Below are 15,613 nucleotides of genomic sequence, written 5' to 3'. Positions count from 1 at the left end.
ACGTGTCTCAAAATATTATTGACGAATTAGCTTGGCGTGGTGCCATTAATCAACAAACCGATGAAGAAGGCTTAAAGGATTATGTGAAGGATCATAAAATTGCTTTATACTGTGGCGTTGATCCGACTGGCGATTCTTTACATGTGGGGCATTTGGTAACCTTTATGATTTTGAAACGTTTCCAACTGTTGGGACACAAACCTGTGATTGTCATTGGTGGTGCAACAGGTTCGATTGGTGACCCCTCTGGTAAAAAATCCGAACGCGTTTTACAAACAATGGAACAAGTGCAAAGTAATCAAACAGCCTTAACTAAACAAATGATTGCCCTGTTTGGTACGGAAAATTTTGAAATTGTTAACAATTACGATTGGTTATCTAAATTAGATTTATTAACCTTTTTAAGAGATTACGGTAAATTATTCAATGTTAATACCATGTTGAATAAGGAAATTGTGGCTTCGCGTCTACAAGTTGGTATTTCTTATACTGAATTTACTTATCAAATTTTACAAGCAATTGATTTTCTAACTTTATATCGTCAACATCAAGTGCAATTACAAATTGGTGGTGGTGATCAGTGGGGCAATATTACTGCGGGGATTGATTTGATTCACCGGATTGAAGGTAACGAGACCAAAGTCTTTGGTTTAACAATTCCGTTATTATTGAAGGCTGACGGTACGAAGTTTGGTAAGACAGAAGGCGGCGCGGTGTGGCTTGATCCGAAAAAGACCAGTCCGTATGAATTTTACCAATTTTGGTTTAATACGGATGATCGTGATGTTATTAAATACTTGAAGTACTTTACATTCTTAAATCAAGACCAAATTAATGAGTTGGAACAACAAATGCAAACGGCCCCAGAAAAACGGCAAGCACAGAAAGTTTTAGCTCAAGAGGTTACTAAGTTTGTCCATGGTCAAGCTGCCGTTGATGAAGCTGAAAAAATTTCTGCTGCGTTATTTAGTGGTGATTTATTGGCTTTATCAGCACAGGAAATTGAACAAGGATTTAGTTCGGTACCTTCAGTAACCGTTAATGGGAAAATTAACAATTTAGTTGAATTTTTAGTTGATCAAACTAAAATTGAACCTTCTAGACGCCAAGCTCGTGAAGACATTCAAAATGGTGCCATTTATGTTAATGGTCAACGGCAACAGGATGTGAACTACGAAGTTGATCCAAATCAAGCTTTTGACGGTAAATTTGTCATTATCCGCAAGGGCAAAAAGAAGTATACCTTGGTTAGAATTCAAGGTTAAATGGAAAGAATAGGTAAAAAGAGTGCAATTTCCCCAAAATATTTATGAACTCAAGCGCCAAGCTCGTAAAAGCCTAGGTAAACATCCGCAAAATTGGCTACATCTGGGTTTGGTGCCCACGTTAGTATTAGTTTTTATTTTTTATTTAGTTTTTCGCCTATCGCTGGCGATTACTACGCAATTGCCGACGGATTTAAATTATGAACAGCTTCAACAAACGGTTCAAAGTTTAGTGAATCATAATCCACAATTTTTATGGTACAGTATTGAAATTCAATTAACTTATGCTTTAGTTGCCATTGGGACGGATTTTGCGGCCTTGAATTGGTTACGGGGGCAACAACCAACTGGCGGAATTTCGCAAAGCCTGCAAGTTTTTTCGGGATTATATTTTTTTCGGGTGATCTTTTTGTGGTTGATTTGTTATGGCGTTTTTAAGTTAGGCTTGCAGTTTCTGTGGCTCTTTGGCCTTTATTTTAGCTATGGGTTGCGGTTAGCTTATTTTATTTTAAAAGATCTTTCGCAAGTTCAAAAATTATCTTGGCTTCAAACGCTCAGAGTTTTGGGTTACAGTTGGCAAATGATGCGGGGGCATAAGTGGCGGTTGTTAATTTTAGACCTCAGCTTTGTGGGCTGGGATTTAATCAATTGCCTGACACTGGGATTAACCAATTTATACGTGGCACCTTATAAAGCTGGTAGTTATGCCGCTTTTTATCAGGATATTTTGAGTTTAAAGATGCAAGCTAAATTTAAAAAATAAAGCTGTGACAAGAATGATTAGGAATTGAGTGTAGAACTTAGACGTTAATTTCTAAGCGACTTTTGTCCTCACCTCATCCTTATTGGAATAATATGTTTAACAAAATAAAAAATGACGACAGATTAGTTTGGTCTGCCGCCATTTTTTATATATTAATTTTTAATGGGCTCCACAAAAATATAGTCTGCTAGTTTTTGGCTTAAAGAAATTTTTTGCTTGTCCTTAGTAGTAACTAAAACTGAATGGTCAAACTTAGAATGTTCAGTGACGGTAATAACTTGATTTAACTTTAAGCCTAATCCCGTAAAGTAAGCTAAAAAGTCACGATTATCAAAGACGCGGACGATTTTAACTTGCGTGTTGGGAGTGACTTGACTTAAAAGCAAGTCATCATCATCAGTTTCCCCTTGGCCATTTCCCGGAATAATCCCGCCGTGAGGACATTTTTGTGGAAAATTTAAATAACGGTTCAAGGCTTTGGTCATACGTTCATCAGTAGAATGTTCTAGAGCATCAGCTTCAGGATGAACTTCAGCAATTGGATAGTTTAATTTGTTAGCCAAAAAAACTTCCCATAGTCGATGCTTTTGCACCAGCTTTTCGGCTAAGATTTGGCCTTGGTTAGTTAAAGCGATGGCATTATATGGTGTATGTTCAATAAAACCATTCTGGCTCAAGGTTAACAGCATTTCAGTTACTGAAGGTGCACTAATATTCATCATGGCAGCCAGCTTTTTGTTAGTAACTTTTTGGGCACTTTGTTGTAATTCAAAAATATTTTTTAAATAATTCTCTTGACTGGGTGACAAATTCTTGCTACCCCCTATAATTTAAGATATCATTTTCATTATAAAGTGTTCATCAATAACGTGCAATTTAAAATTTAAGTTATGGGGTAATAAATATGAAAACACGTAAATTTGATTTTTTTAGTTTGATAATTGGAATTTTTTCTTTATATGTTGGTTATCTAATTATGACTCATCCATTAACGGGATTGTTATCAATTATTGTAGTTGTCGGAATTTTTGCTTTAATTCGGGGAATTTACCAATTATGGTTAAGTTATAAACTGCATAAGTATACTAATCGCCGAACTGGCTGGTTAATCTTTGCCGCCATTGTCGATATTATCTTAGGTTTGGTCTTTTTGTTTAATTTACCAGTTGCCGTCTCAACGTTGATCTATATCTTTGCTTTTTGGTTTATCATTGATGGTTTGGCGGAGATTAGTATTGCCCCAATATATCATACCTTGGGTAAAAATTATCATTGGCTAGTAATTTTATTGGCAATTTTGAGTATTATTGCGGGGGTGATCTTACTGTTTCGCCCGATGTTAGGCGCCTTGATGATCATCGTTTTTGCAGCAGTTTATTTTATTACTGCAGGCATTTTGGAAATTGTCGAAGCTTTCTAAAATCTGTGAAATGAGATAATCAATTGAATAATTTTTAAAATTGGGCTTGGCAAAAGTTAAATCTTTTGCTAATATAGATAAGTGCTCAGTTGCCATCTTAGCTCAGTAGGTAGAGCGCCACCGTGGTAAGGTGGAGGTCGTCGGTTCAAACCCGATAGATGGCTTAAGTAGAGAAAAGTTAGGCTAGTGAAGCTTAGCTTTTTTATTTTACTTTGCAAAAACGAAAAAGGTTAGAACAAAAGTCAGGTGGTCAACGACTTTTGGTTCTAACCTTTTTTGAATGTTGAAGCTTCACGATAATTAACTATTTAATAACACCAATACTTAATTTTTTATTTTTAACTAAAGCTGTTACTTGATAATTATTTAATTTCTTAGTTTGATTTTGGCCTTTATTGCTCTTGGCTTTTGAAACTAAATCTTTTAAAGCGGATGGTTTGATTTTTAAGCCACTAGCAAAAGCTTTTATATTAGTTTTAACTTCTTTACTATTAGCATCGTTGAAATGTAATTGAATACGGTAAATATTAGTGCCATCACTTAAAATTTTATAAGTGGTTACTGGGCTAAATAAAATTTCCATTGGTTGATCTAATTTTGGTAATTTAGCAGACATTTTAGCTTGCAATTGTTTAGAATTATTAAAATTGGTTGCAAAATCATTCAGTGATGAAACAACTTTTGGTTTTTTAACAGTAACTTTAAGCGGCTTTTTCAAAGACTTGGATTGGCTAACTTTGACTTGACGATCTTTAGTAACTGCTGGCAAAGTAATGGTATATTTTTTATTTTTAACCGTTGTTGTCTGCGTTTGGCTATTGGCAACTTTATAATAAACTTTGTTACCCTTATCAGAATTACCAGTAATTTGTTGCTTGAAGACTTGGGTACCGTTAGTATTCTTGGCACTAAATGGTTTACTATCTGCATTATTCTTAGTATTAGAACAACCAGCTAATAATAAAGTAACTCCAGCAGCAATAGCGGCAGTTAATTTTTTGTTAAACATTATTAATCGAACCACGCTTTCATTTTATTTGTAAACAAACACATTATAACAGTTTTTCAAATTAAGTCCTATATCATTAATGACAAATAATAAAGGCTAATTTTTCCTTAATTGAGTATCATGAACAGTTTGTTTAATTAATAATTAAGTTGTCGTCTATCCTTTGGTAATGGTATAATTCGCTAAGGATAACTGTTATAGGTGGAGAATAATATGAATGTTTTAAAATCACCAACTTTGCGGGGCATATGGTACGCAATTTGGTTAGCAATGGTTTTATTTTCTCAACGTTTAGAACAATTGAGTATTGGCAGCAAGTCAATTAATTGGCCAAATGCCATACTTTTTTTAATTATTTCAGTAATTTTTTTGGGAGCAATGATTGAGCGATATTGCCATGAGCAACTGTCTTTTGCGAATGATTCGTTGAGGCTCTTTCATGGACTCGGATTGTTTTTTGGATTGGTGGTTTTTGTGGCGTTGGTTATTGGCCTTTTTTTACTGATAATTAGCTATTTGAAAGCGCAAGGACGTTTACCTTCTTTAAAAGTGCAATCGGACTATGTTGATCGTGGAATGTTAGTTTTTTGGTTTGATTTATTAGCTTCGGCGTTTATTGTTGCCGCGGAGCAACAATTTGTCGTGACAGGCTTCTTTTTTAATTATTTTTTTCGAAAAAGTACTTTAACTAATGCTTTATTGGGAATTTTAGTTAGTGGTTGCTTATACGGCGTACTTAATATGGAAGTTTTTCATTTTATCAACTTTTTTATCTATTGGGCCATTGGTTGCTTATTGGCAGTTGTTTATTTGGCAACGCAAAATTTCCGGATTAGTATTGTACTGGGAATTTTTGTGGCCTTATTGCGGGTGATTTTAATTTAATAGAGGAGTGAGATTAATGGTGCAAACAGCTGATAGTATTTTAGTTTTGGACTACGGTAGTCAATATAATCAATTAATTACTCGACGGATTCGAGATATGGGCATTTATTCAGAATTATTGCCGCATACGATCAGTGCGCAGGAAATTAAAGCTAAAAATCCCAAAGGAATTATTTTATCAGGTGGTCCTAATAGCGTTTATGATGCTCAGGCTTTAACAATTGATCCTCAGATTTGGCAATTAGGGTTGCCAATTTTGGGTATTTGCTACGGTATGCAATTAATGATGCATGATCTGGGAGGCCAAGTTCAAGCTGCTGGTCAGCCAGAATATGGCCGGGCTAAAATTCAATTACAGTCCGCTCAAGACTTATTGTTTGCTGATCTACCGGCAGAACAATTTGTGTGGATGAGTCACGGTGATCGGGTCACACAAATTCCGGCGAGTTTTCAAACATTAGCTGTTAGCGATAGTACACCTTATGCGGCTGTTGGTGATTTAGACAGAAAATTATATGGCGTTCAATTTCATCCCGAAGTGCGCAATAGTGAACATGGTCTAGAAATTTTGCATAATTTTGCTTTTGAAATTTGTCAAGCGCAAGCTAATTGGAGCATGCAAGATTTTATTACGGATCAGATTGCGAAAATTAGAGCAACAGTTGGTGATAAAAAAGTTTTATTAGGTTTGTCTGGTGGGGTTGATTCTTCAGTGACTGGTGTCTTACTACATAAGGCAATCGGCTCCCAATTGACGAGTATTTTTGTGGATCATGGTTTATTACGTAAAGGTGAAGCTGAGGAAGTGATGGCTAGCCTTGAAGGTAAGTTTGGTTTAAACATCATCAAAGTAGATGCCAAACAACGTTTTATGGACAAGTTAAAAGGAATTAGTGACCCTGAACAAAAACGGAAAATCATTGGTAATGAATTTATTCAAGTATTTAATGATGAAGCAACTAAATTAGATGGCATTGATTTTTTGGCGCAAGGAACGTTGTATACTGACGTGATTGAAAGTGGCACCAATACTGCACAAACGATTAAATCGCATCATAATGTGGGGGGGTTACCTGAAGATTTGCAGTTTACTTTAATTGAACCACTACGGACACTGTTCAAAGACGAAGTGCGTGAATTAGGCGAACGCTTAGATATGCCGCATGATTTAGTATGGCGGCAACCCTTTCCTGGTCCGGGTTTAGGCATTCGGGTTCTTGGTGAAGTTACTGAGGATAAACTCCAAATTGTGCGCGACAGTGACTGGATTTTACGTGATGAAATCAAAAAAGCCGGTTTACAAGAATCAATTTGGCAGTACTTTACGGTCTTACCAGGCATGCGTAGTGTTGGTGTCATGGGTGATGGACGTACTTATGATTACACCATAGGCATTCGCGCGGTAACTTCAATTGACGGGATGACGGCTGATTTTGCTCAAATTCCGTGGCAAGTTTTAGCTAAAATTTCCACCCGAATTACTAACGAAGTCGCTCATGTTAATCGCGTCGTGTATGATATTACTTCTAAGCCACCAGCAACGATTGAATGGGAATAGTTAATAATCAGATTTGAGATTGGGATTAAAGTCGGTTACAGTATCCAATTTAAATTTTAATACGCAATAATGGTTTAATATTCGTTTTACTTTGGCAAAAATATGTTTGTTGAACTTACTTATTCAAATTTTTCTTGATTGAAGATTTTTTAAGAGGGTGGAGCTGTATGAAGGAAATTTTGTTAGTTGGTCAAGCATTCTAATTTAAGCGTTAGATTAGAATGGAGAAAATAAATGAAACAAGCAAATATTCGTAATTTTTCAATTATTGCACACATTGATCATGGTAAATCAACTTTAGCTGATCGAATTATGGAAATGACAAAAACAATAGATAATCGTCATAATGATCAGCAAATCTTAGATAGTATGGAAGTTGAAAAGCAGCATGGCGTAACAGTTAAGGCACGAACGGTTCGCAATCTTTATCATGCCGATGATGGGCAAGATTATGAATTTAATTTAATTGATACTCCAGGTCATGTTGATTTTAATTATGAAGTTGCTAAAAGTTTGACAGCTAGTGATGGTGCTATCTTATTAGTCGATGCTACGCAAGGCGTTCAAGCTCAAACTTTTGCTAATTTTAACTTAGCCAAACAAGTTGGTTTACCGATGATTCCAGTCATTAACAAAATTGATATGGATAGTGCTCAAGTTGAAAAAACTAAAAATGAACTTTATCAACTAGATAGCCAATTTAAGAAACAACCCATTTTAGAGATTTCAGCTAAAACAGGTTACGGAGTACATGAAGTTTTGGAAGCAATTGTACATTTGATTCCAGCTCCGACAGGGATAGTAAGTCATCCGTTAAGGGCTTTAGTTTTTGATTCAATTTATGATAGCTTTAAAGGAATTATCACTTATGTACGCATTTTCGACGGTAAACTAAAAGCTAATCAAGTTTTAAAGTTAATGCAAAATAATGAAAATTTTACTCCTATTGAAATGGGAATTTTGACTCCTAAAATGTTGCCAACCAAGGAACTACAAGCTGGAGATGTTGGTTATATTGTTACCGGAATTAAAGATCCCAAATTGGTTCGTTTTGGCGAAACGGTTACGACTCAAATTGACGGTACAAAAGAGAAACTTCCAGGGTATGAACCAGCAATTCCAATGGTTTATGCTGGAATTTTTCCTAAAAATGATTATCACTTGCTTAAAGAAGCATTGAATAAATTGGCTTTAAATGATTCTTCTTTACAAATTATTCCTGATGTTTCAGACGCGTTGGGATCAGGATTTCGATGTGGTTTTCTAGGGATTTTTCACTTACAGATTATTCGAGAACGTCTTCACGATGAATACGAGGTTGATGTAATTACCACAGCTCCCAACGTAACTTATCGGGTGCACTTAAAAGATACGCCTGAAGTGATGGCGGTTAATAATCCTGTTCATTATCCTAGTTTTGATCAAATTGAATTTGTCGAAGAACCAATGGTAACAGCAACGATTACAACTACTGGTGATACTTTGAGTGAAGTAATGAAGCTGGCCAACAGCATTCAGGGACAATTTGAAAATATGACCAATCAAGATGATTTGGTTCAATTAATTTATCGGATGCCTTTATCTAAAGTTGCTTATGACTTTTTTAATCAGTTGAAATCTGTTTCGCATGGCTATGCAACGCTAGCAATTAAGCCAGCTGGTTTTGAGCTAGCTGATGTTGTGAAAGTTGAAATCAAAATTAATTATGCAACGATTGATGCCCTAACTTTTGTGACTCATCGACTTGATTTTTCGAAACAAACTCAGCAGTTGGTGCGGCAATTGAAGTATACAGTTCCTAGAAAATTGTATCCCATGCCTGTGCAAGCTACGGTTGAAGGAAAGGTAGTTGCGCGCGTTGATATTCCGCCCTTGCGAAAAAATGCAGCCGTAAGCGGTGATCAAAAAAGTGTTTCCAGAAAACAGGCTTTGCTGCGGCGTCAAAGTATTAATAAGCGTGCGTCGGCACACAGTGACGTCAAATTGCCTCAAGAAGTGTTTAACTCTTTGTTGGAAATACAATAAGGTTATATACTAAGAGTTTTTGAGCAGTTGATTATGGACTAAGTGTGTCCGTGAATTATAATTTAATCTTTAAAATTTAAATAAGTTTGGTTCTATAAGAAGATTGGATATAAGTCATTTAACAGTTGAGCATGAAGCTGCTAGTCTCTGCTTTTGAGTGCTGTGGTTTCAGAAAAATGGTTCTATGTAAAGCGGTGTTGATAATTAATTTCTTAGCTAACTAGATTAGTAATTGGTCTAGTTAGTTTTTTTATTTACTATTTAGTCGTTAGTTGGATAATTTCTTTTGATTTTTGAGGTTGGGATAATAGAAGTTGAGTACTAACTGAGTTCAGTACTAAAGTTCGAACTTTTAATTTAATATTGACATAGTTGAACCCAAGCTTTGACTTTTTAGATAACGGTGTTATCATAAAATTTGTATTTTGAGATAACATTGTTATCCAAGGGAGGTTAATTATGAAAAATGAGACTGAACAACAATTAATTCAGAAAACAATTGAAGTTATTGAACAGCAAGGTTATCAAACTTTATCATTACGTAAATTGTCGCAATCGATTGGGTTAACGACTGGAGCATTTTATAAACATTTTAAAAACAAGAATGATTTATTTCAAAAAGTTACTAGTGAATTGTCGCAAGCTTTTATTAGTCACATTAACTTTGAATCGGACGATCCCCAGCAACAGCTGTTACAAATCGCCCAGTATTTTGTCGAACAAACCATTGTGCGGCCATACATGATGGATTTTCTCTTTTTTAATGAAACGGCATCATCTGAATTAACACAAAATCCAGAGTCTTATGTTTTTTTAGCTAAATTGAATGACTTAATTGGGCAAATTAAAATCCAGGCCAATATTTCTCCACAAGCTTTTTTTGTTCAAATTTGGTCCTTTATTCAAGGTTACGCGTTGCTAATAAAAAAAGGTGTGACGCAATATGATCCTGATTTAGTACAGTTAACTTTAACAGAAATGATTCAAGGAGTGGATTAGAATGCAAACTTTAATTATTTATTGTCATCCTTATAGTAAAAGTTTTAATCATGCCATTTTACAAACGGTTGTTAAAAATCTCCAGCAAGCTAAGAGAGAATATCAATTGATTGATCTGTATGCTGAACAATTTAACCCGACTTATGATCAAGAAGAATTGCGATTGTTTCACGATGGACAAACGCATGATCAATTAGTGCTGAAATATTTCCATTTACTCCAGCAAGCTACGAGCATAATTTTCATCACCCCTGTTTGGTGGAACAGTATTCCTGGGATGCTCAAAGGCTTTGTTGACAAAGTCATGAAAGAAGGAACTGGTTTGTCACATACAGTTACTAAACTGGGAATTCATGGTGAGCTGACTAATATTCAACATACTTATGTCTTAACCACTTCAACGGCACCTAAAATTTACTTACAGCTACTGGCTGGTAATGGTATTAAACATCTGTTTTTAAATACGACGCTCAAGCAATTAGGAATGAAAGATCGGCATTGGTTACATTTTGGTGGGATCACAACTTCTACTTTAGCCAAACGGCAGCGGTATTTAACCAAAATTAATCGTTATCAGTTTCAATAGAAAGCTTTTCTTGTTTAGCAATAAATTTAACAAATTCATTAAGTCTGCCGTGAAATTTGTGGACATGATCCATTTGATAAAAAGTACTCGTTATTTGCGGAGCTTGAATTTTGTTAATAGTGTCAAGCGCATAAATTATTTTATTCAGGGCGGTGGCAATTCCAAATTCAATATTGGAACCTTGACCACCGGGAAAGATAAATATCAAAAAATCACACTGAGCAATCCCTTGATATTTAGTATCAAATCTCATGTAGTTGCTTTAACGTATTAATTGTTGGCGCTTGAGTCCAGTTGTAAGTTTGGTGATTTTTAGCTTATTGGCGAGTTGGTTGATTAGATCTTTTTTTTTAAAAGAACCCGCAATATAGAATTGCTTAAGATGTGGTTGTGTCATGATTTCACCCTTCGAATGATTAAAGTGTGTCCGATATTATTTGATAAAGTATCATATCTTTGGAACTGTACGTTGTTTGACGTTCAATTCACTTGAAATCAAGGATAATAGTGTAAGAATAATATTTTATGAATAAAGCAAATTTAGTTCGGATTTAAACACGCATAGATCCCAAGATAAAGGATAAAGCTAGAGATGTATTGGCAGATCATGGATTGAGTATTTCTCAATTTGTTAGAATGACTATTACAACTATTGCAAGATGATTATGGATTACCAACTCAAGAACTTTCGAATGCGATAAAAGAAGTCGAAGATGATATGTCTGGAAAAAAGAAATTGAGCACTGTGAATACGTTTGCAGATTTAGAGAAAGAATTGAACAAACAGGAAAGTGATTTAATGAAGGGCAAATCTCCAGAAAATAGGAATTATAAGAAATTGAAGTGTAAAAGAATTATAAGCGGAAAAAGTCAGATTTAAAATGGAAGCACATTTTTAGGTGATTAATTTAGGCTTTTATCATGAACCCAAAATTGTCAAAATTTCCTGGGCTATAATTTATCATCAATGCTAGTTAATATGTTGTTCTAGCTGTTTTATTTGTGGGAAATTATTGGTCCGCAAGGGATTTAGTTGGAGTTAAGCATTATGTTCTTTAATTTAATTCAATTACTCAAAAAACCGGCTTCACCTTATCAGATATCTGATTGGTAAGCACGGCAATAGCAAACGGTTAAAGCTTTTGCCAGCTGGAAAAAATAACTGTTGTAAAATGCTTCGACTCACAATTCTAATTACTTTGCAAAGCTAGTTTCTTTGATTATTATATTGTTAGGGATTAAAAGAAGGGGAGTTCAGATTAATGTTTTTACAAATTGATACTAAAGCACAAGCTAAATTACAACCATACTTAGATGATCCAATGGCCGTGGTTTTATTGAATTTTGATGATGGCGTTAGTTCTTATTCTAATACACAAGCTAGCTGTACTTTAAATGTTGAATTTAATTTAACAATCGTTAAAAAGGATAGTGATCATCATGATTTTCAAGAAGTTTTATCGACTTCAGTGGGTGATTTTTTAATTAAGCAATATTCCAAAGATTTTATGGACGATCAGATGCAGTTAAAATTGACGGATAGTGGTGTATTACAACTACGGGGTGCACATTCGGGCTTAATAGCAAGTCGGGTGCCAGTTGTTGATGAACGTTAAAGTTTGGATTTGATCTTAATAGTAGTAAGGCTGCCTAATTTAATATTCAAATCCGCCATCCTACCACATTCTTAAGAATTTCTTAAACAAAATGCTTCACATTTGGGACAAATCGTTGTACATTAATACTAGTAGTTTAAAAATTCGTTATTCTGATTAAGAAGTAAGGGTGATTATGGTGAAAAATTTGAATAAATTTTTAGCAGCTGGAACTTTGATGGCAGCTGGAGTAACTGTAGCAGCAACACAAACGACAACAACAAAAGCTGATACTTATGGCGCCAAAATTGCTACCACCAACGCCCAGACTAATACTGTTAATTTATATGATAATCAAGGTCAATTAATTCAAAATCGAAAGTTACCTGCGAATACGCAGTGGCGTGTTGGTAAGATTGCCTACTTTAATGGTGGTAACCAAAATTTACAAAATGTTTTGATGTATCAAGTAGCACCGAATGAATGGCTTCGGGCTCAGGATAGTTCTTTAAATATGACACCAACTAATGTTGTTACACGAGACTTAAATGCGGGAACTACCACAGTTACACCATCGACTCCAGTTGTTAATAATCAAGTTACAACGCCAGTCAATAATAGTGACGTGGTTTCGACTGCCAAGAGTCTGCTTGGTTACTTTAATTATGGTGCGACTCACGGAATTGCTAATATTGGTTCAGTTGCTAATCCTAATCCATATGGCGTGACTGATTGTTCCGGTTTTGTTTGGTTAGCCTTAGCTAAAGCAGGTTATCAAGTTCCAGCCAATATGGGCTGGTTTACGCAAACTATGGAAAATGATGCCAAAGGTGCTCATCAGTATTTACAAGCCATTGATCCTAGTCAATCACAGGCTGGCGATATTGTAATTGTTAATACTAATGATGGATCTGGTCAAAACGGCCATACTGCTATTTTAGAAGGACCATGGCAAAATGTTTCTCCAAGTGGTAATATGACGCCAGTGATTCAAATGGGTGGTCGAACAACCTCACATGGTGTTAATGAAGATGGATTTGCAACTTCATTTTTAAGTTTATTGCAAGGAAATTATAGTTTGACAATTGCACGTCCAGTTCGTTAATTAGAATTGATAATTATCTAAGTTTAAGTTTTGGAATATTTATTCCAAAACTTTTTTGTGTGCTTTTATTTTTAATTAAAAGATTGTAATTTTTACTTGTTGTTTTATAATGTTAGTTATCTAATAAAGGAGGTACAAGTTATGATTAAGCAAAAATCTTGGTTACAATTTTTGATTGTAACTTTGACAGTAATGCTGGGCATTGCAATGACAACCCAAATTGGACAAGCTGCAAGTTCTAATGTGCCAGTGCCACAAGATGATTATTTACAGAAAGTTAAGGCCAAAAAAGAGTTAGTGATGGGGACTAGTCCGGACTTTCCACCATATGAATTTGTTAAAAATATCCATGGCAAATCGACTGTTGTTGGCATGGATGTTGAAGTGGGCAAAAAAATTGCGAGTGATTTAGGTGTTAAACTAGTTGTTGAGCGGATGGATTTTGATTCTTTATTGGTTGCTTTGGAAACTGGTAAAGTTGATATGGTTATTTCTGGAATGAATAATACACCAGAACGGGCCAAAAGTGTCGCTTTTAGTCAGGATTATTATCAAACTGGACAAGATTTAATTATTCGGCAAGCTGATATACATAGGTACCGCAATTACCGATCATTCTCGGGGAAAACAATCGGGGCACAGACCGGTTCTATTCAATATTCTTTGATTAAAAAGCAAGCTACGATGGCTAAATTAAAGGGCATGGACAAAGACAATGATTTAGTTTTAGCTTTACAGACGCATAAAATTGATGCCGTTGCAGTTGATACGGCGACAGCCAAAGCTTTTGTGAAAAATACTAATGGTTTAAAGCGTATCCCTTCAGGCTTTAAGATTACTTCTGCCGGCTCAGCTATTGCCTTTCCTAAAAAAGCTAATTCTTTAGTACAAGCAGCGAATAAATCTATTACAACTATTAAAAAAGATGATTTAATTAATAAAAAGTATTTACCTAAAGTTGGTAAATATATGGCGAATAATAAGTCTAAAAAAGAGAAACAAAAAGCTAATTCCATGTGGGCTTATAAAGATTTCTTTGTTGCTGGTGTTGGTTATACGATAATGATCTCAGCAATTTCAGTCTTCTTTGGTTTCTTATTAGGAATAATTTTGGCTTTAATGCGTTTAAGTCAAAATCAAATTGCGCAAAAATTAGCCGGAGCTTATATTGAATTTGTTCGGGGCACACCTTTAATGGTGCAGTTACTCTTTATTTACTTTGGTTTAGGTGTCATTGTTAATATCCCAGCACTGTTGTCAGGAATAATTGCCGTTTCATTAAATTCGTCGGCTTATGTGGCGGAAGTTATTCGTTCGGGAATTAATTCCATTGCGATTGGTCAAAAAGAAGCGGCACGGTCTTTAGGTATGTCTAGGTTTTTGACGATGCGCTACGTGATTTTTCCACAAGCTATGAAAAATATTTGGCCAGCTTTGGGCAATGAATTTATCTCCTTAATCAAGGAAAGCTCAATTGTTTCAGTCATTGGCGTCAAAGATTTGATCTATCAATCACGTTTGGTGCAAGCAGACACTTATCGTGGTGTTATGCCATTAGTTATTACGATGATTCTATATTTCATTATTACTTTCAGTTTATCGCGGTTGATGAAGTATTTAGAAAGGAAAATGGGCCATGAGCACAACTAAAGAGCAACCAGTTTTATTAACTACAAAAGAATTAACTAAAAAATTTGGTGATAATGTCGTCTTAGAAAAAATTTCGCAACAAGTGTATGAAGGGCAAGTTATTTGTTTAATTGGACCTTCTGGTGCTGGTAAAAGTACTTTTTTACGGTGTTTAAATTTATTAGATGAACCCACATCTGGTTCGGTTTTCTTTAAAGATCAAGATTTGACGCAATTAAATGATAAGCAACTTGATCAGCTCCGGCAAGAAATGGGAATGGTTTTTCAACAATTTAATTTATTTCCGCATATGACGGTATTGGACAATTTGACTTTAGCTCCTTTAAAGGTTAAGCAAACGTCGCTTCAAGCAGCTCAACAAAAAGCCCAAGACTTGTTAGCTCAAGTCGGCTTAAGTGATAAGGCAGATGCTTATCCAGCTAATTTGTCTGGTGGACAACAACAACGGGTTGCGATTGCGCGAGCTTTAATGATGGATCCTCAAGTTTTACTATTTGATGAACCGACCTCAGCGCTAGATCCAGAAATGGTGGGTGAAGTCTTAAAGGTGATGCAGGATTTAGCTCAAAAAGGAATGACGATGATTGTGGTGACTCATGAAATGGGTTTTGCCCGCAATGTTGCTGATCAAGTTTGGTTTATGGCTGATGGTGATATTCAAGAAGCAGCAGAACCCAAGCAATTTTTTGAACACCCACAGACGCAACGGGCACAGGACTTTTTGGCAAAAATTTTAGAGTCATAGGAGCGCAA

General features: G+C 35.4%; 17 protein-coding genes and 1 tRNA gene. 15 read left to right on the top strand and 3 right to left on the bottom strand.

The features are described 5' to 3' along the window. The first annotated feature begins 2 nt into the window (after positions 1-2). Positions 3-1,265: a tyrosine--tRNA ligase gene (gene tyrS / locus AC3B7A_RS03285; protein ID WP_489756301.1), complete on the top strand. Its 1,263-nt coding sequence runs from the start codon at positions 3-5 to the stop codon at positions 1,263-1,265. A 22-nt stretch (positions 1,266-1,287) separates the two neighbouring features. Beyond that, on the top strand, positions 1,288-2,028 hold the full coding sequence (locus AC3B7A_RS03280; protein ID WP_489756300.1) for a DUF975 family protein: 741 nt from the start codon (positions 1,288-1,290) through the stop codon (positions 2,026-2,028). A 152-nt stretch (positions 2,029-2,180) separates the two neighbouring features. On the opposite strand, the gene AC3B7A_RS03275 is transcribed toward AC3B7A_RS03280, so the two are convergent. Further along, complete coding sequence (locus tag AC3B7A_RS03275) at positions 2,181-2,837, bottom strand: metal-dependent transcriptional regulator (protein ID WP_489756299.1); 657 nt, start codon at positions 2,835-2,837, stop codon at positions 2,181-2,183. Between the two features lie 95 nt (positions 2,838-2,932). On the opposite strand from AC3B7A_RS03275, the gene AC3B7A_RS03270 reads away from it, so the two are divergent. Both AC3B7A_RS03270 and AC3B7A_RS03265 read left to right on the top strand, forming a co-directional pair. Next, a complete protein-coding gene (locus AC3B7A_RS03270) occupies positions 2,933-3,448 on the top strand; it encodes an HdeD family acid-resistance protein (protein ID WP_489756298.1) in 516 nt (171 codons plus the stop codon). A 91-nt stretch (positions 3,449-3,539) separates the two neighbouring features. Then, positions 3,540-3,612: transfer RNA gene (locus AC3B7A_RS03265), tRNA-Thr, on the top strand. A gap of 140 nt (positions 3,613-3,752) precedes the next feature. Here AC3B7A_RS03265 and AC3B7A_RS03260 read toward each other — a convergent pair. Next, the gene (locus tag AC3B7A_RS03260) at positions 3,753-4,457 is read right to left on the bottom strand and encodes a hypothetical protein (RefSeq protein ID WP_489756297.1); all 705 of its coding nucleotides are present in this window, start codon (positions 4,455-4,457) and stop codon (positions 3,753-3,755) included. Positions 4,458-4,670: 213 nt separating this feature from the next. Between AC3B7A_RS03260 and AC3B7A_RS03255 the strand changes: the two genes are divergently transcribed. The 5 genes from AC3B7A_RS03255 (at position 4,671) to AC3B7A_RS03235 (ending at position 10,510) form a co-directional block, all read left to right on the top strand. After that, complete coding sequence (locus AC3B7A_RS03255; RefSeq protein WP_489756296.1) at positions 4,671-5,342, top strand: hypothetical protein; 672 nt, start codon at positions 4,671-4,673, stop codon at positions 5,340-5,342. A 16-nt stretch (positions 5,343-5,358) separates the two neighbouring features. Then, positions 5,359-6,900 (top strand): glutamine-hydrolyzing GMP synthase, encoded by a 1,542-nt coding sequence (guaA, locus tag AC3B7A_RS03250; RefSeq protein ID WP_489756295.1) that lies wholly within the window; start codon positions 5,359-5,361, stop codon positions 6,898-6,900. 234 nt (positions 6,901-7,134) lie between these two features. Further along, positions 7,135-8,925 (top strand): translation elongation factor 4, encoded by a 1,791-nt coding sequence (gene lepA, locus AC3B7A_RS03245; protein WP_489756294.1) that lies wholly within the window; start codon positions 7,135-7,137, stop codon positions 8,923-8,925. Positions 8,926-9,384: 459 nt separating this feature from the next. Beyond that, complete coding sequence (locus tag AC3B7A_RS03240; protein WP_489756293.1) at positions 9,385-9,924, top strand: TetR/AcrR family transcriptional regulator; 540 nt, start codon at positions 9,385-9,387, stop codon at positions 9,922-9,924. Position 9,925: 1 nt separating this feature from the next. Further along, positions 9,926-10,510 carry an NAD(P)H-dependent oxidoreductase gene (locus AC3B7A_RS03235; RefSeq protein ID WP_489756292.1) on the top strand — a complete coding sequence of 195 codons (585 nt, stop codon included), beginning with the start codon at positions 9,926-9,928 and terminating at the stop codon, positions 10,508-10,510. Here AC3B7A_RS03235 and AC3B7A_RS03230 read toward each other — a convergent pair. After that, positions 10,488-10,763: a hypothetical protein gene (locus AC3B7A_RS03230; RefSeq protein ID WP_489756291.1), complete on the bottom strand. Its 276-nt coding sequence runs from the start codon at positions 10,761-10,763 to the stop codon at positions 10,488-10,490. The genes AC3B7A_RS03235 and AC3B7A_RS03230 overlap by 23 nt on opposite strands. Before the next feature lie 344 nt (positions 10,764-11,107). On the opposite strand from AC3B7A_RS03230, the gene AC3B7A_RS03225 reads away from it, so the two are divergent. The 6 genes from AC3B7A_RS03225 (at position 11,108) to AC3B7A_RS03200 (ending at position 15,605) form a co-directional block, all read left to right on the top strand. Next, complete coding sequence (locus tag AC3B7A_RS03225) at positions 11,108-11,173, top strand: hypothetical protein (protein ID WP_489756534.1); 66 nt, start codon at positions 11,108-11,110, stop codon at positions 11,171-11,173. After that, positions 11,163-11,390, top strand: coding sequence for a hypothetical protein (locus AC3B7A_RS03220; protein WP_489756290.1), 228 nt, complete (start codon positions 11,163-11,165; stop codon positions 11,388-11,390). The genes AC3B7A_RS03225 and AC3B7A_RS03220 overlap by 11 nt, the downstream gene beginning before the upstream one ends. Before the next feature lie 382 nt (positions 11,391-11,772). Further along, on the top strand, positions 11,773-12,126 hold the full coding sequence (locus tag AC3B7A_RS03215) for an iron-sulfur cluster biosynthesis family protein (RefSeq protein WP_489756289.1): 354 nt from the start codon (positions 11,773-11,775) through the stop codon (positions 12,124-12,126). Positions 12,127-12,301: 175 nt separating this feature from the next. Further along, positions 12,302-13,210 (top strand): NlpC/P60 family protein, encoded by a 909-nt coding sequence (locus AC3B7A_RS03210; RefSeq protein ID WP_489756288.1) that lies wholly within the window; start codon positions 12,302-12,304, stop codon positions 13,208-13,210. A gap of 141 nt (positions 13,211-13,351) precedes the next feature. Then, positions 13,352-14,860 carry an ABC transporter substrate-binding protein/permease gene (locus AC3B7A_RS03205; RefSeq protein ID WP_489756287.1) on the top strand — a complete coding sequence of 503 codons (1,509 nt, stop codon included), beginning with the start codon at positions 13,352-13,354 and terminating at the stop codon, positions 14,858-14,860. Then, complete coding sequence (locus AC3B7A_RS03200) at positions 14,847-15,605, top strand: amino acid ABC transporter ATP-binding protein (RefSeq protein ID WP_489756286.1); 759 nt, start codon at positions 14,847-14,849, stop codon at positions 15,603-15,605. The genes AC3B7A_RS03205 and AC3B7A_RS03200 overlap by 14 nt, the downstream gene beginning before the upstream one ends. Positions 15,606-15,613 lie beyond the last annotated feature (8 nt).

The organism is Bombilactobacillus sp. ESL1202 (assembly GCF_058107125.1).
This window is presented reverse-complemented; position numbering and strand designations above follow the sequence as displayed.